Below are 20,994 nucleotides of genomic sequence, written 5' to 3'. Positions count from 1 at the left end.
GATTATATCTTATTCATTATCAAACCCATTATCCATTGGCATCTCCGGAGGAGTTCCTTGTCTGTCAGAACGGCTGCGTCGCTCTCCATCGGCAGGTCGGCTTCTACGCCTCTCGGGTCTTCGGAATTCCACTTGATCACGCTTCTCTTTGAATATTGCATATTGCTCAGGGGATAAAGTGGATCTAATTTTCTGATCAGATTTGGTTCTTTCTTTATCGATCTTTTCATCAATTTTATGAACCTTCTTCATAGTCTTTTCATCGTCTTTAGGCTTATCGGAGCCATCGGTAGGCATCATTAGTTCATGCTTCTGACCTTCTAGTTTCATTACAGCTTTCCGTTCATCGGTTAGTGTTTTCACTAACTTTTCACGTTGTTTCTCCGTGAGACCTTCAATCTCAGGAAATTTGGTAATGCCAATCTGATTACTATCACCTCCTCGTTGCGAAGATTCTCCTCTGGGAGGACGTCCGCCACCTCCGGGTCTTCCACCGCCCATCGGGGGTTGTGCCGATAGATTCAAACAAACAGCAATAGTTGCTATAGCTAAAAGTATTTTTTTCATAATCAGTATATTTTTATTATTTACTGATTCAAATATAGAGGGGAAGGGAAAGTTGGACAATCAAAATCGACAGAGAGGATAATTCTATCGACAAAAAGAAAATCACACTGAAAATGCGGACATTTTCAGTGTGATTTATATAATTAGAAATATTTTGTAACTAATAAAAACGCAGGTTGGTTTATTGGTTCAAAATCAGATAGCAAATCGTATTATTAGTTTATTGAGGTATGAGCATTATTATATTCATCATAGGTTACTGAAGTTCTTTTTCCTTGCTGAATCTGAACTGCTGCAGTTCCGTAATTGTAATACGAAGATTTGAGTTGTATCAGATAATTTCCAACATTTAGCGATTGACTAGCATGCTTCTTATAAGTGTTCAACGGAATGTCAAAAAGTGATACTTGCGTGTTCTGCATCGAATAAATAACCACATGTAAATCATCCGAAGTATTGACAAAAGTCAGATAAAGTTCTCCATCTAAAGTAATGTCATCATCATTCGAACAACCGGTGAATGCCAGAAAAGGGATTAATAAGAAAAGAATAAAGCTCATTTTTTTCAGTGATCTCATGCTTGTACTGTTTAAGTGTTTAAATAATTTAACAAGCAATTTAGCCATAATTATTTATAGATACAATAGTCTGATTTAGTAATTAGAGAGAAAGGAAAATATTTTGTTTTTACTTCATCAGATAGATAGACACAGTTAGCTTTAAATAACCAGATTAAACAAAAAATAAAAATAATATGGTTAATCAGGCAGAACCACAGTAGAAAATTATCCAACGGTAGAATGGTAAGTTTCTTTCTGGGATTGTATAAACGAAAAAGCCCTTGTCATCACGACATGGGCTTCCTACAAACACACTAACTAACACTAACCTAAAAAGGATTTATATCACTTCTTAGTTGAAAATATTTTTTCTTTTTATATAATTCTGATTTATGACCACAAAGTTATATAAATTTTGATTTATCTGGTACTAAGTTATCTTAAATTATTGTTTAATATCAAAAACTTCGACAAATATCTCTTTTCAAGAGACGATTTGGTATAATCTTAAGACATAATTCACTTGATAAAAGAACTCTTTTAGAAACAACCAACTTCTGGATTTGACCACAAAGCTAGAATTCTACATTCATATAGCAACAAAGTTATAAAAATGATCAACAAATAGGTGATGTTTCGTATTTTTTAACACAAATATATAAAACATTAAATATAAAGATCTCTTTATTACTGTAATTTAAACACTACTTATCATTAAACGCAAAAGAGTTCAAATTGTTGAGTGAATATTCAACTTTTAAGTTTTATAAAGCTTACTTTTAAAAAAAACACCACCAAAAAACAAAACAATCAACTCACAATCAACAACATACACACATGCATATATATTTAAAATAACATGGGTGCAAATTCAGATAAGTAAAGCCTCCAGTTTGCCCAAGTGTGCCCACCTTCGCTTTCTCTGTATTGGTATATAAATTTCATTTCATCAAGTTTCGATCTATAATCAACTACATTCTGAAACAGAAAGTCTGTTTTACCAATAGCTATCCAGTAAAGACGATATCCATTAGCTTGCTGAGCCAATAACTTTGCTTCCAAATCTGTATACATAGGCGAAGCTGCATTGGCCGGTGGCAGAATAGCCGGAGAGAACAATCCCACGTAGTCAAAGGTATTTGGATAATTTGCAGAAATGTACAAGGAGTGGAATCCTCCCATAGAAAGGCCTGCAATAGCCCTGTTTTGTTTATCAGCCTTCGTTCTGTAATTATTCTCAACAAATTTGATAACGTCGCCAAAATTAGCTTCCATATCTCCACTAAATATATCGGGAGTTCGCATATCGGGTTTGTAAAAACCTTTGTCTGACTCTCCCGGTGCGGCAGTATTGCTTGTATGCCCGTTAGTCATGACAACAATCATAGGCTTAGCTTTTCCTTGAGCGATAAGGTTATCCAATATCTGCGAAGCACGTCCAAGTGCCATCCAGGCTTCTTCGTCGCCTCCCATACCATGCAGAAGATAAAACACAGGATATTTATCTGTACTGCTCTCATATCCCGGAGGAGTGTATATAGTGATACGACGGGGGCTATCGAGCTTTGGAGAATCGTACCAACGACGGGCAACAGTTCCGTGAGGTACATTCTGCACTTTATGCAAGTCTCCCAGACCTCCTTCGATCAGAAATATATTCATTACAGTAGCCACATCACGAACCTGATATACATTATTGGGATCGATAACTTTTAGTCCATCCACAATAAATGTATAACTGTACAGGTCAGATGGCAGTACTTGAGTAGTAAAACTCCACAAGCCATTTTCGTCTTTCTGCAAATCCTGTAATTTAGGTGTCCATCCCTCACTGGGCATCCAGTCACCTTGCAATTTTACCGATTTAGCATTGGGAGCCATCAGTCTGAATGTTACTGTATTGTCTTTATTTATCTGAGGCGAAACAATTTCTGCTTTTGGAGAGAAATCGAGATTCTGCTGAGCCAGCAACCCTGTACTTATCAGGCAAATAGTAAGTATAAAAAATATCCGTTTCATGCTATTTTAAATTTAAGTTCATCATTTTCAAATGTAGTTTTTATTTTTCAGACAACGGATGTACTGCAAGGGTAAAATAGACGCAGGAAGAAAATATCTGTTCCGAGGATTATCACAGTCTGTTATTCGTGATTATTATTTGATCTTTATTATCTTTGCAGACGTTTTGGTGGCACAATTTCATATCTACGAAAAAGTGCTGAAAAGGAAATCAGGTGTAAATCCTGAACAGACCCGCTGCTGTAAGCTCCGCCAAGCAATCTTTGGATACTATTTGATCCACTGTTTCTAAAAGAGAGACGGGAAGGACATTCGAAGATGGAGTAAGTCAGAAGACCTGCCAAAGGTATATATAGTTTAAAGCTCGTGGTTAAGGCTTAAGAACATTCATATTCAAAATATGCTTGGCATATAGCGACTTCATGTTTCGTATCCTCTTAATTCTGAGTATTGTTTAATAGTATAAAAAGAATTGAGAAACGATGTCTCCAATTGTATTTGTATCGTTAGGACCGGGTGAAGCCGATTTGATAACCCTCAAAGGATTAAAAGTCCTGCAAACTGCCGATTGTATTTTTTATCCCGCAACCATTCTCAAAGAAGGTGCCGTATCTTCGCGAGCTTTGGATATTATGATGGAGCTGGATATCGACCCCAAAAAGACCATTCCTTTTCACGTTCCCATGAGTAAAGACCGCTCTCCGGCAATAGACGCTTATAATCGGGTATCTGAGGAAGCTGTACAGCAATATCTCCTGAATCTGAAAGTAGCCATTGTAGCCGAGGGCGATGCTGGTTTTTATTCGTCCATCCATTATATATTCGATACTCTGGTTAAACAAAACATTCGGGTAGAACATATTGCAGGTATTCCTGCATTTATTGCAAGCGGAGCTTTAGCAGGAATTCATATTGTAAAGCAAGAAGAGGAACTGAATGTAATTCCGGGAATAATATCAGCAAGCAGCCTGATCGATAAAATAAATTCGGGCAAAGTAGTGGTTATTATGAAGGTTTCGCAATGTCAGGATGCGGTTAAGGAATGTATATCTGCAATTCCGACAGCAACATTTCATTACTTCGAAAATGTAGGTGTCAAAGAAAAAGAGTATTACACTTGCGATACTCAAGAAATAATTTCCCGCAAATTCCCCTATTTTTCTCTAATGATAATCCACCAATAAAATGAAAAGCTCCATAATTATTTGTCTGACTTTATTTATCGGCATCGCTTTCGGCAGTTGTAAGAATAATCAGCAGAGTGAAAATGCAACTACCTTGTCAACGGTAAGCTCGTCCAATTCGGTTCACATCGAAGTCAAATACGCACAAGGTTTCAGCGTTTCATATCACGATAACTACCGATTGGTAGATGTTCAAGACCCTCAGCACGAAAGCGAGACTGTGTATCGCTATGCGTTAGTCAATCGGGGGCAAAGCCACGAGGGAATACCGAAAGATTACACCATTATAGAGGTTCCCGTTCAGAAAGTTGTTTGCATGACTACTCTTCAATTATCTAATTTTATAAAACTGGATGCTATTGATAAAGTCGTAGGAATGACCAGCACGCATTATCTGTTCAACCAACAGATGAAAGACCGTATCAAAAACGGACAAGCCAGTCAGATAGGTATCGAAGGTAATTTTGACAATGAAGTGGTTATGGCTCTCGATCCGGACATTATACTTGTATCGCCCTTCAAACGTGGAGGGTATGAATCGATCAAGGATCTGAATATTCCTCTGGTTACTTTTCTGGGGTATAAGGAGACTTCTGCTCTTGGGCAGGCCGAATGGATTAAGTTTACAGCCATGCTGCTGGGCATTGAACAACAGGCGAACAGTCAATTCGCAGAGATAGAAAAGAAATATCAAGACCTGATGACTCTTGCTTCTAAAGCGGACAAAAAGCCTATTGTTTTGAGTGGCGAAATGCGTTCGGGCAATTGGTATGTAGTAGGTGGTAAAAGCTTTCTGGCTCAACAATTCCGTGACGCAGGAGCTGAATATTTTCTAAAAGATAATTCCGAAACGGGAGGTATAAATATGGATTTCGAATCGGTATATTCTAAGGGAGCAGATGCCGATTTCTGGCGTATGCTCGTAAGTCACGACGGCGACTATTCGTACGAAGCAATGAAGCAAAGCGATGCTCGGTATGCAGACTTTAAAGCTTTTAAAGAGAAGAAAGTGGTATACTGCAATCTTCGTCAGAAACCATTCTACGAAAAAGCTCCTGTTGAACCCGAAGTTGTTCTGGCTGATTTGATAAAGGCTTTTCATCCTGAACTGTTGCCCGATCATAAGCCTGTGTATTACGAACTATTGCACTAAATAACGATATTATATACATAAAACTAAATAATGATGTTACAATTCGATATTGAAAAACCAAAGGACGAAGTTCGTTCTTATTTACAAGAAAAAATAGATAATCTGACCAAGCCAAAAGGTTCGTTGGGACTATTGGAAGATTTAGCCATGCAAATTGGTTGGATTCAGCAAACATTAGAGCCTAAATTAAGTAATCCTCATCACATCGTATTTGCGGGCGACCATGGCATTGCAGCCGAAGGAGTAAGCCCATCGCCACAAGAAGTAACTTTTCAGATGGTTGCCAATTTCTGGGCAGGAGGTGCGGGTATCAATTTTCTGGCTCGTCAACATAAAATCGAACTACAGATTGTAGATGCAGGGGTTAATTTCGATTTTAAACCCGAAGATCCGATTATCAATAAAAAGATTCGAAAAAGTACCCGTAACTATCTGCATGAGGCTGCTATGACTCACGAAGAAATGGACTTGGCAATACAACGTGGTGCCGATTGTGTACAGGCTTGTTTCGACAAAGGGTGTAACATTATCGGTTTTGGAGAAATGGGTATTACCAATACTTCATCATCAGCCTTATGGACGGCTTGTTTGACAGATATTCCATTGAAAGATTGCGTAGGGGCTGGTTGCGATCATACGGGAAATATCATGGAGCATAAGTACAATGTTTTGAAACAGGCTAAAGAAAATTATAAAGGAGATAATTCGCCCGAAGATATTATCCGTTACTTTGGCGGTTACGAAATGGTAATGGCTGTAGGTGCTATGCTAAAGGCTGCCGAATTAAAAATGGTCATTCTGGTTGATGGTTTTATTATGACCAACTGCCTGCTTGCTGCATCTAAATTGAATGCGAATGTATTGCATTATGCTGTTTTCGGACATCAGGGTGATGAGGCAGGACATAAACTGGTTCTTAAATATCTGAATGCAAAACCTATCCTGCATTTAGGTTTTCGGTTAGGAGAAGGAACAGGTGCTTTGTGTGCTTATCCCATTGTTGATTCGTCAGTAAGGATGATTAATGAGATGAATTCTTTCAAGAAAATTCAGGTGACGAAATATTTTTAAAGTTCAAAGATTACATATAATCTCTTATCTATCATAGAACAACATATATATCCTGGATTTACTTGTAGTGTATAATGATTGTGATTTATCTAGCTTTTATATCTATTTATTGGAGAAAATTGTTTCACATTAGACCTGATTAAAATTAAGAAAAAAATGATAATTTAGTTAATAACTGTTCTATTTTTTATTTTTATATTGTGATCGCAAACTTTAAAAACATAATTATGAAAAAGATTTATTTACTACTGATGCTATGCATTGGGTTCTCATCTTGTATGGATAATAATGTGCTAGAAGATCAAGGAAATAACCTTACTAATAATTCGCCACGATCATCAGGAGATGGACTGTATGATGTGCTTGGTTATGGATACGATGTAATGGGAGAATATCTGCATCCTCTATCTGTTAAGAATCCTGTTTTGGATGTCCAGAAATATAAAACTGATTTTGCTAGTCGGTTAATTGTTGGTACTCCGACATGGGGTAAGGATCAGGTCTTTTATGGATATAATTCTATTGATTATCTCTTAGATATTACAAAAGAAACGAATGCAGGCTTAAAATTAACCACGCCTCTAAAGCTCTTTACAGGTAGTATCAGTGGTAATTCATATCTGAAAACAGAATATTCATATTCCTCTAAATACTCATTTGCGAGTGTTGATGCTATTAGAAATCAAAAATATATTCGAATAAATGATGAGGTGAGTAGGTTGAGAAACTATCTATCCAAAGATTTCACCGAAGATTTAAATCGATTAACAGCTGACCGTATTGTTGAAAAATATGGAACTCATGTGATAACTGATTTTGTCATAGGAGGTCGTTATAAGTTAACATTCAGATCTGTAATTCAAAAAACAAATGATGTGACTACTAAAAAGAATACTGTTGCTGCAGGTTTGGGGGCAACACTTGCTAAAATTGGATTTAACCTAAATGCAGATCGAACTGTAACAACTAATGAATCGTTAGCCAAAGAAAATCAACAAAAAGAATTATATATATCATTTTATGGAGGTAGTGGCACAAATATGGTATATAATTTGGAAAAGGGAATACCAACAGCTGTGGATATCAAATCTTGGGAAAATACTGTCAAAATAAATAATGCAAACCTAAACAGCCTCAATTGGAATGAAACTTATCCTATTTATGAATTTATTACGGATGCAACCAAGAAGGCTCAGATTAAAGCAGCAGTCGACAAGTATATAGCTAGTAAACAAATAAATCTTCTTGAGATTACTCCCCTTTATCGTTATAATCACGAGAAGCGAGTAGACCATTTTTATACAACATACTGGGCTCCTACACAAGGTGGAGGAGATTGGAAATATGAAAAAGTTGAATGCTATATATTACCTAAACAGGTTCCAGGATCGGTGCCATTATATGAATTTATGAACAATAAAGTTATTGATCACTTTTATTCTCAATCTAAAACGTTACATCCATATATGCAAAAAGATTGGCAACTTTCTTCTTATATTGTAGGATATGTATTTCCAAATCAATCTACGGGTACAGTTCCATTATATCAATATTGGAGTGAAAAATATCAAGATCATTTCTACACTTTAGCAAATGAGCCTGTAATAAGTGGATATTGGAATCGGGAAGGTGTTATGTGTCATGTTTTTCCTGAGTAAGTAAACCTGCTTTCATAATAGTAAGAAAATAGGGGGTGTCTGGCGCTCCCTATTTTTTTATTATTTACTGTTCTTCTTTTGATTGACTACTGTTACTGTAAGCATTGAGATAAGAAAATACTTCGAGCCATCATTAGGAGCCGTTTCCTCATACAGAAATCCATTTATTGCAGAACTATCTTTATCCATTAATAATTTTGATATTCTCTTGGTTTTCCGACAAAAGTCGTTCTTTTACCATATATTTCATAATCGAGTTTATTCTTTGATGACTTTGCCCTCCTCGTCAATCAGAAAAACAGTCAGCTCACCATCGGGCAGAAGTGGGGCACATACCTCGTGGCATTTTTGTATAATCAACGAGAAGAATTTAGTCTCGGGGATAATTTCCCATAATTGACGTGCTAAAGTAATATTCTGCATGGCTTCGATGGTTGAGTCTGAGCAACCAGCCTGCACGGCTATATCCGAAAGAAATTCTTTATTCATCACCACTTTTTTGCTGTGCGTATCCAATGAGCCTTCGGCAAGCTTTACGGCTTTTCCGAGCATAATGCCCATCGTTACGTATTTGAAACCCAGATCGGCAGCAATTTTTATAGTTTCACCAATAAAGTTTCCATAATGGATAAAAGCCTGACTGGGTAATTCGGGATACAGCTGCTTCACGAATTTTTCGCTCTTCGCTCCCGAATTGATTACTACACGCTCGCAATAGAGGGCTTTGGTTACCCCCATCTCTCTGCGTATGGATCGAATGAAAGCATCCGAAGAAAAAGGTTTTACGACTCCCGAAGTCCCTATAATAGATATTCCTCCGATGATTCCTAATTTAGGATTGAATGTCCGCTTGGCTATCTCTTCACCATTGGGAACCGCAATAGTTACATCTACACCGATACGAATACTATGATCGGGCAGTTTATATTGATTGTGACGAAGTACTTTGAATACTTCCCGCTTTATCATCTTTCGAGGTGTTGCGTTGATGGCAGGGACTCCTATCTCCAATCCTAAACCGAGTAGAGTTACAACACCAACTCCTTTTCCCTGTAGAAAATGTACACCTCTTTTTTCCGTATTTAATCGTACTGTCGATGTTATTTCCTGCTTATTGGTTACATCGGGGTCGTCTCCTGCGTCTTTAATCACGGTACAAGTTACTTCGTTATCTCCAAAAGTAGTTGCTTCGATAGGTATGTATATCCATTCGCCACTAGGTAGAGTAATGCTTATTTCACCCAATGGATTACCTGTTAATAATGCTGTAAGAGCAGCTTTTGTGGCTGCCGTTGCACAAGTTCCCGTAGTATATCCCGTTCTTAACTCGAAAAAATCAGGAACTAACTTTTCTATCATTTTCCGCAATCCATTTTCGCCATGTACAGGAATAAAATGGAGAGATAAGGGCGGACGTTTTACTGCTAAAACAGGGATATTTAATTCTCGGGCAGCCTTTACTTTCTCGTTGAAGCCTCCCGATTCACCACTTTCTTTGGTTATTATTGCTTCGGGTTGTAGCTTCTCGAATAGAGGCGTATCGTCTTCTCCCTGCTGATAATAAATAATCTTTTCGAATGGAAATTGTACTTCATCAACCAATGCTCTTGATTCTTCCCTATCTAATATTCTGAACCAGCAATTATGTGATTGCCAATAGGGTTTTAACTTCACAAGGGTATTTACTCCTGTTAATGCCAGAAGATTATCTATGTTATGTCTTTCGAGGTAATTAATAGCATCGTCATACGAATCGCACCAAATAATATCTTCATCGTGTTCGGGATAGCTTCTTTCGTAACGAACAACGGGGATATTCAATTTCTCGGATACTTTAGCAATTGTCTGATGAAGAACAACCGCAAACGGATGGGCAGCATCTACCAAAAGGCGAATGTTCTTTTCTATACAAATAGCTTCCATCGCATTTTCATCTAATGCTCCTGTCAGACGAGTACCATTTGCACAAACAATCTCCTGCGATTCGCCTTTGGTCGAATAATAATAAGATTTTGATGCTTCATCGCACACGGTTACTGCATGGCGTCCTTCAGTTGTTCCTCCTAATATAAGTATCATGTATCTGATTTTAATTGCTGGTCAAATGATTTCAGAAAAGTTTGTATTTTTTCTAAAGTTTCATTGTCTATAATACCTCTGTCTTTGTGAATCTTTCCTTTGACGGCTTTGATCAGTATAGCGGTATTTTCATCAAATCGACATTCCAACGTTTTCATTATCAACTGTAATTCTTCGTGCCCTTTGTCTCCCGATGCCGAAGCTGTGATTATCCCTATCGGTTTATTCGAAAAAAGGGTTGTTGAAACACACCATTCTATGGCATTTTTCAAACTCCCCGGTATGCTGAATACATATTCGGGTGTGCAAATAATTACTCCGTCGGAGTTTGATATTTTATCTCGGAACTCCGCTATTTTTTTCGGAGGATTCTCATTGTCCAAATCAGGATTAAAATGCGGTAATTCGGCTATCCCGTCGAAAATGGATATTTTGTAAATATCAGATGTAATGTCCGAAATCATTTTGAGAAGTTGAAGGTTGGCAGATTCTTTTCTTGTGCTACCACAAATAGTAAGAATGTTTTTCTTTTGCGTCATGGCTCTATACTTTCTTTATGAGATACTGTTTCTAACAAATGCTCGATGCTATAAACAAATATAGGCTCTTTATCTAATTGATATATCCTGATTTCCGGCCCTTCTTTATTTTCATTATTGCAGACCTCTATATAATCTTCCGATTCTATATTTCGGGTAGCTAATATGCCGTTGCGGAGCAGGGCTTTTCGAACCATAGAGTACATTTGCCCATGTCCTGTCAATTTAATCTGTTTGGTATATGTGTTTTCGATTCGAAATAAGCCTGTTTCCTCATCAAATATAATTCCCTTTCGGGCAAAGAAAGAGGTAAGGTGTCCGCTCAACGAAAGGTCTTCGGGAGTGCCTATATTGATGCCCGATTGTTTGTCGATCAACCATATTTTATCAGCAATCTGAAGTGCCAGTTCTAAATCGTGAGTCGATAAGAATATGGTTTTATTAGTTTGACGTGATAATCGATGAAGCAGTTGCATAATCTCTACTTTACTCGGAAAATCAAGAAATGCGGTTGGTTCGTCCAAAAAGATAATTGGAGTTTCTTGTGCCAATGCTTTTGCAATCATTACTTTTTGACGTTCGCCATCGCTTAGCGTATGTACCATTCGGGAGGCAAGGTCTTCGATCTTCACCATCGCTATGGCTTTGTCCACAATTGTCTTATCTGTATCGCTGAGTGTTCCCCAAAAGCCTGTATAGGGGCTTCTACCTAAACCTATTAGTTCGCGAGCCGTCATGTTTTTGATATCGCACTTTTCGGTAAGTACGACTCCTATCAATGTGGAGAGTTGTTTCTCTGAATACGTTTCTATTTCTTTTCCTTCGATATATATTTGTCCGCCGAGTTTGGGTTGAAATGCGGATAATGTCCGAAGCAGAGTTGACTTTCCGATACCGTTTGCTCCTAATAGACAGGTAAGTTCGCCACTGAATATATCTGCATTGATATCCGATGCAACTATCTTTCGGTTATTCTTGGTGAGATAACCGATGGATAAGTTTCTTAATTCTATGGTTTGTTGTTTATTCACTAATTTCATTTTTTCTTTTTCCGAATAATACAGAAATCACAATAGGTGCACCGATAAGTGCCGTTACCGAGTTGATGGGCAATGCACCTTCCATACCCGGCATACGGGCAATCAGATTACAAAATAATGATAGAGAAGCTCCTGCCAATGTAACAGCAGGCATAAGTATGCGGTGATCGGATGTCTGAAATATGGTTCTGCACAAATGTGGTACAGCCAGCCCTAAAAATACAATGGGCCCGCAATAGGCGGTAATAATGGCTGTAAGAACACACGAACAAGTAATTACTAATAATCGTGACCGCTTGATATTTAATCCCAAATTACGTGCATAACTTTCGCCCAATAGCATGAGATTAAGTGTTTTTATGAGAAGAAAAGACAGGGGTATCAACACAAGCATAATGCCTGCAAATGTATAGACCTGATCGCCTGACACTTTAGAGAAACTACCTAACCCCCAGATAACATACGCCCGTACATCTTCATCGTTACTAAAAAACTTAAGTACACCTATTATGGCACTTGCAATATAACCTATCATCACACCGATAATCAGAAGAATTACATTCCCTCTTATCCGTTGCGAAATGGCTATAATAATCGCCATAACCGCAAATGCACCCACAATGGCTGCAAACGAAATGGCTACCTCTCCAAAGAATCCGACTTTGCTGAGGGCAACACCTCCCAAACTTCCAGATAGTAATATCATAAGAGCAACACCTAAGCTTGCCCCCGAACTTATACCCAATTCGGAAGGCCCTGCCAACGGATTTCTGAATACGGTTTGCATTTGCAATCCGCTGATGGCTAATCCTGCTCCTGCGAATAAAGCGGTTATGGTTTGTGGAAAACGTGATTTCCATACAATGTTTTGCCAAATAACAGACTCGTCCCCCGTATGCCAGATAATATTCCATATGGAACGAAGGGGAATTGATATAGTTCCCAGTATGAGATTCAGTAAAAAGAATACCACAATAGAAACCAATATGATTGTAAATGATGTAAAATGCTTTTTGTTCATTTTATTTGGTATAGGTAACAACAAATATTTAATACTGTATTACAGACAATTAAATAAGTCTGAGACCTTACTTTCTAAATAAATGTTTAAACTGATTAGAGTACAATTTCGATAAGCCTTCACGGTTACCGATTGCTTCACCCACAACAATCATAGTAGTTAAGGTCAGATTGTTTTCTTTGATAATCTTTGCTAAATCCTTTAACTCGCCCCGATAGATACGCTCATCTTTCCAGGTCAGCTTATAACATGCCGCTACGGGTGTTGTAGGTGGATAATGTACTAATAATTCTTCCTGAACTTGATCTACAATAGTTGCACTGAGGAATATACACATGGTACTTTGCGATTGAGCCAGCAAGTGCAATTTTTCCTTTTCGGGCATGGGCGTTCTCCCCTCCCCTCGAGTCAATATAATAGTCTGCACTTTCTCGGGAATGGTGAATTGCGATTCCAAAGCGGCAGCCGCAGCCAAAAAGGAAGATATGCCGGGAGTAATATGATACGACATTTTATATTCATCAAAAAATGCCATCTGCTCTTGTATAGCTCCGTAAATACATGGGTCTCCGGTATGCAGACGAACTACTAATTTTCCTTTGTCATAAAACTCTTTCATGATTGAAAATTGCTCCTCCAAATCCATCGAAGCCGAACTTCTTACTACCGCTCCTTGTTTGGCACAATAGGTAAGCTCAACAGGAACAAGGCTTCCTGCATATAGAATCAAGTCGGCAGCTTCCAAGAAGTAACGTCCTTTTACGGATATTAAATCGGGATCACCCGGACCTGCTCCTACTATTTCAATATGCCCTTGTCGCATAGCTTCTCTATCCATGGCAATGGCAAAAGTAAAATCGTTACCAGGACTTAAAACTGCTTTTTGCTTTTCGAGGATAAGTAAACCTCCATTGGCACTTTTGATTGCCGTGGCTTCCGATACGCTCGATACTGTAGTTACTTCTTTTACCTTTTGTGATGGGTTGGGTACTTCTATATCTTTCAGTTCATCCGCAGAATAGATATTGACCGGAATGTTTTTTAAATATGCCTGAATATCGTTCAACAAAGCCTCATCTTTTTTCAAATCTATTGAGGAAATATCTTTGATGGAAGACATTGCAATATTCAATCCTTTTATTTCAAGAGAAAGGTAATCGGTAATGCCTTTTGGGTCGCAATCTTTACGGCAACCGACACCTAAATGCAATACTTTGGGATGATAATAGATTATCTGAATGCCTGCATCGGGATAAAGAAAAGGCGTTACAGCAATAAGCAATTCGTATTTATGTATTTCGATATCCTCGTATTTGTAATATACGTCAACATGTTCGGGAGCTGTACGTTCAAGATACGTAGTTCCCTCATCCTTAATATCGAGTAAAAGAGCTGTCGGTTTTTTATTGACAAAAGAAGTCAACGGATAATTTAAATTAGCTGCATTGGTAACAGTCTCCCATTCATATTTCTTGCCGATAGTATCTAATGCCCAAAGGTTTGTATTATCGCTTTGGGTAGTTATTACCGCCTCACCGCCTATAATATTAGCTATTTGCTTCGATAAATCATTGGCTCCGCCTACATGCCCCGAAAGAACGGATACCACGTATTTACCTGTACTGTCGATATTTACAACGGCAGGATCGGTATATTTATCTACGACATAGGGTGCGATACTTCTCACACAGATACCCATTGCACCGATAAAAACAAGAGATCCTACTTTATTAAAGAGCTCCTCTACACATTGATTGATTGATACTATTTGTACTGTACCTTCAATCTCTGCCTTTGTATAAATACGTGCATTCGGCAGATCTTTCTTTATGGTTTGTGCTAACTTTAAACTACTTTCGGAGGTTAGTATGATGGCTGTTTTTGTCATTGCTTTGCTATATTTAATTGAGATCTTTTGTTGCTTTCATTACATCAATTGCATTGAAATCGTCTATTTTAATTGTTATACTTTGTTCCAATTTCAGACCGTTATTTTCGATTGCTTCCAAAAACAGATTCCGGCTTTCGTCCGATACTGAATTGAATACAATTACTCCTTTTGGATTCAGAACTTCGGTGAGCTTCGTTACTATCTCATTCATTTTACCGCCATGACCACCAATAAATACGGCATCGGGAGTCGGCAATCGGGATATATCAGTTTGACTAAAATCGCCTGTAAATGATGTTATTCCGGGTGTTCCAAATCTACGTGCATTGTTTTCTATAAGTTCTTTGCCCTCTTCTCTTTGCTCGAATGCAAAAATTTCGAGATGGGGAAACTGCATTTTAGCTTCAACAGACACTGATCCTGTGCAAAAGCCTACATCCCAGAAGACAGACTTATCTCTCATAGATAACATACTCATAGATAACAATCGAACAGGCATTTTGGTTATCATTTTTGCTCTTCTGTTTAATAAGTGAAAATCACTTTCGGGAATACCAAACGGGCGATTTCGTGTTTCTGTTTTTATTAAGATCAGATTATTGGGAAATTGGAAAGTCTTTCCTACTACATCTTTCAGTTCTAAAGTAGAGACTTTCTCTTTTTCTTTATTACCGAGTAATTCTCCAATGTGCATTATGTAGTTATCATAACCATATTCAAGCATCCGTTCAGCAATAGCCGATGGAATATGCTCCTTATTATCGGTCAACACTCCAATTTTGGACTGTCCTTCAATTAAAGCCTGATCGAATTTCAACCAAGGACGCCCCGTCAGCGAAACAATATGCATATCCTGATAAGGCAACACCAATCGGTGAGCTAGCATTTGCAATGAATTGAAAGATGGATATAATATAATTTCAGCCTTAGGCATTTCTCGCTGAATGGTATTTGCAAATCCAAAGAAAAGAGGATCACCTGAAGCAAAAACAACTATTTCATGATGCGACTGGTATTGTTGAAATACATTTTTCAAAGGGACAACAATGTCAACCCAAGTATATTCTTTGGGTAGAAATGGTTCTGCAATTTCATGATGGCGTGCTCCTCCCGAAAAAACAGTATGGGTACTTATCATCTCCTTTATTTCGGGTGAGAAATATTGTTGCTGATTATCATCTATACCTATTACGTAAAATTTCATATTAGATTGATTTATCGGGCGAATAATTATTCGCCTCTACTATTATATACATCAGGCAAAATCAGTGGTTAAAACTAAGTGTTCAATTTTACTAACGCACCCTTATGGGTTTGTTCTTCATTTTGCCTTGATGCAAAACGAAACTAAAGATCAAGACTGTGCCTTTTGCCCGACCCGCCACGGACTCGAAAGCTAAAACAAAAGAAAACGCTTGAGCCTGATATCCTTTTGTTTCTTAAGCTTTCATTCGTCCTGCGGGTACCCCGTGCAATCGACAAGGTCGGTCGCCTGACGGACGATATTCCGTTTTGTGTGCGTCAGCCTCGGTGCATAAGTGGTGCAGCCGTTGTCAGACCAGCGAAGTGAGTGTAAAACTAAACATGCCGATAGGCAATAGGTTTAGTTTAGCTCACAAGTGTAATCTGGCAGGCGAACCACGGGGCACAAAGCCTTTTTGATTTCTTTTGCGGCTTTGGGCAAAAGAAATACAAGCAATCTCTGATTGCGCGTAGTAAAAACTATAATTTAAAAAAACGCATATTATCAACTATAACTCACACATCCCTACCTGGTTTCAGTTGCTCGGCATCATCAAAAGTAAGAATTGAATTGACTAGTGTTGCAGCTAAGTTACTGCCTCCTTTTCGTCCTTCGATAATTATTTTCGAGATATTTTTAAATGGTTTAGTCATGTGTTTCGATTCACGCACATTCACAAACCCCACGGGTGCAGCAATAATGCCGATGGGATTTGCTTTGCCTTTACGTACCAATTCGCACAACTCTATTAAGGCTGTCGGAGCATTACCAAAAGCATACAAAGCATCCGGATATTCCTCTACTGCCAAACGAATTCCTGCTTGTGTACGGGTAATACCTTTAGATTGTGCCAGCTCGGCAACACGAGGGTCATGCAGATAACATTTCGCCTCTATGCCCATACGTTCCAAAGCCCCTTTGCGGATGCCCGAAACGACCATAGTAACATCGGTGATAATGGTTCGAACGGTTCCTTCGGTAAATTCTTTGTAGAGATTGGCTACTGCATTTTCATCTGTATAGAGAACATCTTCCATATCAAAATCGGCAGTAGTATGTGTTGCATGAAGCAATGCCCATTTCTTATCGAGTGGTATATCCTTGTTCTTCAATTCGCTTTCGATGGTTCTGAAACTGCGGATCATTATATCCTGTCCCAGACTTTTAGCTCCTTCGACCTCATCTTCTCGATAATATCCTCGAGGCGTGATTATTTTATCTTCCTGAAAACGGTACGACTGCGAATTACCGATAATGACAATCGTAAACATATCTACGTCTTCGGGGTCAAATTCGCCGAGTGTAGTAACTTTCACTTCCTGCTCGTCACGACCTGCCTGACGCACATATCCAATCGGTGTATCGGGCGAACGGTCTTTGAGAAACAATTCTACCAATCGGTATAATTGCCAGTATCTGCCATTGCTTTTAGGGTTATAAATAGCTGTCACAAAATCGGCTGATGAGGCTGCTATTATACGCTTTTCGATTCTGTCCCAAGGCGTCATTAAATCGGACATTGATATAATGCAGAAATCGTGACCGATGGGTGCTCCCAAAATAGCTGCCGCTTTCTGAAAGGCACTGATACCGGGCAATACTTCAACTTCGATATCGCTTTGCTTTTCCTTTTTCATCTCATAGATGAGGGGAGCCATACCATATATACCCGAATCGCCCGAACTGATTACGCAAACGGCATTGCCTTGTTCTGCATAGCGAAATGCTTCTTCGGCTCGCTGGCGTTCTTTCTTCATGCCCGTATCTATACATTGTGCATCGGGTTTTACAAAATCGGTGATAAACTGAAAATAATATTTATACCCCACAATCACATCCGAAACTTTGACTGCTTCGAGTACTGCGGGGCTAATATCTTCTTTTGATCCGGGACCTATGCCGGCTACTATGATTTTTCCTTTTGCCATATTCTAATAAATATAAAATGTTTTTAATGACCTATTTGGGGGGTTATTGAGGCAGACCTATGTGTCTGTCATCTTTAGGCGAACACATAGGTTCGCCTCTACAACTTTGTTTTACAATTGTGCTTCCATTTTCGCCTGAAAAATTTCCAACTCAACCAGACTCCTGTACCGGAAACAATGATACAACCGATGGATAATGCCCACAAAACTACAGTCCAGAGAACAGGTCTGTCCATCAACCATTTGATATGGAAATAATGCAGTGCCTGAAACATCCATTTACGGGCTTTTCGGTTCTGATTGAGGTATTTATAATCTCCCGTTTTCGCATTGATATAATAGAGGCTCTTATCTGCATCGGAAACTTCTACTTTATAGGCAGGTAAACCTAAATCTCGCTTCCAGGGCAAATAATAATCCTCATACTCATTTATCAGTTTTACGGTAAAGGCAACGCTATCTCCATGAATGGCACGGATTAATTTTTCGATTGCTTCTGAAGGCAAGAATAATTCTTTGGCTTCATTGAATGAGGCATTTATAAATAACTTCTGATTACCTGCAACAATCTCATAGATAGGTATGCCTTGAAAGTGAGTCCATTCGACCTGCTTTAAATCAGGGTACGTTTGCTTCAATAATTTATAGTCGAACGGATACTTATCGGGTGATATTCTCTTACCTTTTATTTTCATGGGAATTTTATATTCCTCATGCGTTTTCACCATCCATTGAGGTACTTTTCGCAACGACATCACCCCACTAAACGCCCAAGTGAGGAGAAATATTCCGAAGATCATACCTACTACATGATGCCACCAATACCAACGCTTTCGATAGGGACTTTCGAACTTTCCTTTTCGCTTATATCTTCTATAATAGGCATCTATGCCCACATACACGCCTGCGAGACACATTACCAAACCCAGCGAAGCCAATACGGTGATGGTAAGAATCCACGTTTGTGTATGCTTACGAAGTGCGGGTATATAAAAGGTATGGGGAATAAAACCCACCCACGACCAAAAGCGGCTATTTTTATCGGTAAATTGCTGTACCTCGCCACTTCGGGAGGATATATACAATTGATGCTTCTCGTCATCCGAAAAATAAAATTTATAGATCGGTAGCTCCTTTTCGTATTTGCTATACATGATCCATTGCTCCAATTCATTGAGGGTATCTACTCTTTCGATAGGAGCATTACTCCACCTCTGGGCTATATTTTCGATTGCCTGATAGTTTAAAGGCTTTACTTTCTCGGTAGTATCGGCATTGAATACATATTCGTTTTCTTTAGTAGATATGGATAGTAGCGTCTGCCCCTGTAATTGGCTCAATTGCATTTTTCGAACAGATACGCCCTCCGGCAATTTGTTTACAAGAGTCATAATATCGGGCAGAGAATCTGGCAAAATCTCGAGCCTCTGATTCTTTTCTTCTTGGGTTACATTAGGGAATGGATGGTACACCAAAACCAATCCTGTTATAAACCACATTAGGAACAGTAGGCTAACTACTGCTCCCAATACCCTGTGGATGGAATATATAAATTTTCGTATCATTCTTTTTTGCAATTTTTTCTTGTCAACCGTTTAAACTTTCGTCGCAGGTATTTATAACTGAGTAAGACACCGCTTAACGACACCAATGTTCCGCCGATCATAATTACCCACATAACCATATTCCACAGAATGGGATGTTCTGCCAAAAATTTAAAATTGAAGCTATGCAATCCCTGATACATCCATTTGTGCATGCGTGATTTTGTAGTGAATGAACGTACATCTCCCGTTTGAGGATTCACATAATAAGTCGTTTTATCTGCATCATCTATATCTATTTTGTAAACGGGCAATGGCAATTTGTTCTTACGATCGACATAATAGTTATCGTATTCGGTCATTACCGACACAGTAATCGGTTCTTTATGTTGAGACGTATATTTATCTTTTACAACTTGCTCCGTAAGAAGGAGTGGCGTTATATTATTTGCAGAAGCATCCAACACATAGGTACTATCGGTAGTTACGACTTTATAGATCGGAGTTTTGTCAAAGCCTGTCCACTCGATCCCTTTCACCTCATGCGGATAGTATAGTAAGATTGCCCGATAATCTAATTGATACGCTTGTGGTTTTAGCGTGGATGAAGAGCCGAACATTCCTCGTCTGCCCGATGGCTTCCCCTCCTTAATTACCCAATCGGGAATACTTGCCAATGACATCATTCCACTAAACACAAAAGTGAAGACAAATACTCCAAAAACAAAGCCTAAGATATGATGCCATTTGTAGGAAAACTTTCGGTAAGGAGTGCCTGTTTTTTTCTTCTTTCCATATTGCTTTACAAGAATATAAATACCCAAACCAAATCCTAATAGGCACATAACAGATCCTAATCCCGACAACCAAATAACTGTAGTATTCCATAGTTCGCCGTCCTGACGCAGAGAAGTAAAATATACCCAATGAGGAATAGCTCCCACCCATGCCCAAAAGCGGCTGTTTTTATCGGTAAACTGTAGAGCCTCTCCCGTACGTGACGAAATATAAAGCTGATGCTTTTCGGAATCTCCAAAGTGAAATTTATAGATGGGCATATCTTTCGCCAACCGATTGAAAGGTATCCATTGATCTACTTCACTTAGTGTATCTACTTTCACAATATCGGCAGAACACCATTTCTGAGCATAATTTTCGATTTGTGCATAGCTTACTTTTCGGATAAACTCACTCGAATCGGCAACCAGATTATAACTGCTGTCTTTGGTTGATATTTCGAAAACCGATTGCCCATAGCTTGTTGTTTTCAGGTTGATTTTTTGAATCAAAGTATCGGGATAGATACGATTCAGCACCTCTCCTATTTCGGGCATATCGGCAGACAGTACACCTGTAGTCCTGTGGCGGTCTTGTGGCGTTACTCTCGGAAAGTTGTGATAGATCATCACAAATCCCGACAGAAACCAAACCAGAAACAGGATACTGAGAAAAGTGCCCAGCACCCTGTGAATAGAATATATGATTCTTTTTAGCATA

General features: G+C 38.6%; 17 protein-coding genes and 1 riboswitch. Of the genes, 4 read left to right on the top strand and 13 right to left on the bottom strand.

Annotated elements, in window-relative coordinates; translation table 11 throughout:
- Positions 1–9: 9 nt before the first annotated feature.
- The 3 genes from G7051_RS11685 to G7051_RS11675 form a co-directional block, all read right to left on the bottom strand.
- On the bottom strand, positions 10–567 hold the full coding sequence (locus G7051_RS11685) for a hypothetical protein (RefSeq protein WP_166115463.1): 558 nt from the start codon (positions 565–567) through the stop codon (positions 10–12).
- Positions 568–782: 215 nt separating this feature from the next.
- Complete coding sequence (locus G7051_RS11680) at positions 783–1,145, bottom strand: hypothetical protein (RefSeq protein WP_166200481.1); 363 nt, start codon at positions 1,143–1,145, stop codon at positions 783–785.
- 831 nt (positions 1,146–1,976) lie between these two features.
- Positions 1,977–3,146, bottom strand: coding sequence for an esterase (locus G7051_RS11675; protein ID WP_166200479.1), 1,170 nt, complete (start codon positions 3,144–3,146; stop codon positions 1,977–1,979).
- A gap of 150 nt (positions 3,147–3,296) precedes the next feature.
- Positions 3,297–3,506, top strand: a riboswitch (cobalamin riboswitch).
- 122 nt (positions 3,507–3,628) lie between these two features.
- Between G7051_RS11675 and G7051_RS11670 the strand changes: the two genes are divergently transcribed.
- The 4 genes from G7051_RS11670 to G7051_RS11655 all read left to right on the top strand — a co-directional run bounded on the left by G7051_RS11670 (position 3,629) and on the right by G7051_RS11655 (position 8,212).
- Positions 3,629–4,330, top strand: a complete 702-nt coding sequence (locus tag G7051_RS11670; RefSeq protein ID WP_166200477.1) for a precorrin-2 C(20)-methyltransferase — start codon at positions 3,629–3,631, stop codon at positions 4,328–4,330.
- Between the two features lies 1 nt (position 4,331).
- On the top strand, positions 4,332–5,483 hold the full coding sequence (locus G7051_RS11665) for an ABC transporter substrate-binding protein (protein ID WP_166200475.1): 1,152 nt from the start codon (positions 4,332–4,334) through the stop codon (positions 5,481–5,483).
- A gap of 33 nt (positions 5,484–5,516) precedes the next feature.
- Positions 5,517–6,554 (top strand): nicotinate-nucleotide--dimethylbenzimidazole phosphoribosyltransferase, encoded by a 1,038-nt coding sequence (gene cobT, locus G7051_RS11660; protein WP_166202784.1) that lies wholly within the window; start codon positions 5,517–5,519, stop codon positions 6,552–6,554.
- 227 nt (positions 6,555–6,781) lie between these two features.
- Positions 6,782–8,212: an MAC/perforin domain-containing protein gene (locus G7051_RS11655; protein WP_166200473.1), complete on the top strand. Its 1,431-nt coding sequence runs from the start codon at positions 6,782–6,784 to the stop codon at positions 8,210–8,212.
- 60 nt (positions 8,213–8,272) lie between these two features.
- On the opposite strand, the gene G7051_RS18315 is transcribed toward G7051_RS11655, so the two are convergent.
- From G7051_RS18315 to G7051_RS11610, 10 genes are all read right to left on the bottom strand, one after another.
- Positions 8,273–8,401 carry a hypothetical protein gene (locus G7051_RS18315; RefSeq protein WP_255493204.1) on the bottom strand — a complete coding sequence of 43 codons (129 nt, stop codon included), beginning with the start codon at positions 8,399–8,401 and terminating at the stop codon, positions 8,273–8,275.
- Positions 8,402–8,470: 69 nt separating this feature from the next.
- Entirely contained in the window at positions 8,471–10,291 is a 1,821-nt protein-coding gene (gene cbiD / locus G7051_RS11650) for a cobalt-precorrin-5B (C(1))-methyltransferase CbiD (protein ID WP_166200471.1), read from the bottom strand.
- On the bottom strand, positions 10,288–10,830 hold the full coding sequence (locus tag G7051_RS11645) for an NADPH-dependent FMN reductase (RefSeq protein ID WP_166200469.1): 543 nt from the start codon (positions 10,828–10,830) through the stop codon (positions 10,288–10,290). The genes cbiD and G7051_RS11645 overlap by 4 nt, the downstream gene beginning before the upstream one ends.
- Entirely contained in the window at positions 10,827–11,870 is a 1,044-nt protein-coding gene (locus G7051_RS11640) for an ABC transporter ATP-binding protein (protein ID WP_166200467.1), read from the bottom strand. The genes G7051_RS11645 and G7051_RS11640 overlap by 4 nt, the downstream gene beginning before the upstream one ends.
- Positions 11,854–12,891 carry an iron ABC transporter permease gene (locus G7051_RS11635; RefSeq protein ID WP_166200465.1) on the bottom strand — a complete coding sequence of 346 codons (1,038 nt, stop codon included), beginning with the start codon at positions 12,889–12,891 and terminating at the stop codon, positions 11,854–11,856. Before G7051_RS11635 ends, G7051_RS11640 begins: the two co-directional genes overlap by 17 nt.
- A 67-nt stretch (positions 12,892–12,958) precedes the next feature.
- Positions 12,959–14,779 carry a precorrin-4 C(11)-methyltransferase gene (cobM, locus tag G7051_RS11630; protein ID WP_166200463.1) on the bottom strand — a complete coding sequence of 607 codons (1,821 nt, stop codon included), beginning with the start codon at positions 14,777–14,779 and terminating at the stop codon, positions 12,959–12,961.
- A gap of 13 nt (positions 14,780–14,792) precedes the next feature.
- Positions 14,793–15,986, bottom strand: a complete 1,194-nt coding sequence (cbiE, locus tag G7051_RS11625) for a precorrin-6y C5,15-methyltransferase (decarboxylating) subunit CbiE (protein WP_166200461.1) — start codon at positions 15,984–15,986, stop codon at positions 14,793–14,795.
- A gap of 554 nt (positions 15,987–16,540) precedes the next feature.
- Positions 16,541–17,953, bottom strand: a complete 1,413-nt coding sequence (cobJ, locus tag G7051_RS11620) for a precorrin-3B C(17)-methyltransferase (protein ID WP_166200459.1) — start codon at positions 17,951–17,953, stop codon at positions 16,541–16,543.
- A 98-nt stretch (positions 17,954–18,051) separates the two neighbouring features.
- Positions 18,052–19,518, bottom strand: coding sequence for a PepSY-associated TM helix domain-containing protein (locus G7051_RS11615; RefSeq protein WP_166200457.1), 1,467 nt, complete (start codon positions 19,516–19,518; stop codon positions 18,052–18,054).
- A complete protein-coding gene (locus G7051_RS11610) occupies positions 19,515–20,993 on the bottom strand; it encodes a PepSY domain-containing protein (RefSeq protein ID WP_166200455.1) in 1,479 nt (492 codons plus the stop codon). Before G7051_RS11610 ends, G7051_RS11615 begins: the two co-directional genes overlap by 4 nt.
- Position 20,994 lies beyond the last annotated feature (1 nt).

Origin of the sequence: Dysgonomonas sp. HDW5B (genome assembly GCF_011299335.1) — a bacterium.
GTDB lineage: Bacteria > Bacteroidota > Bacteroidia > Bacteroidales > Dysgonomonadaceae > Dysgonomonas_A.
The sequence above is the reverse complement of the archived record's forward strand: the minus strand, read 5'-3'. Positions and strand labels throughout refer to the sequence as shown.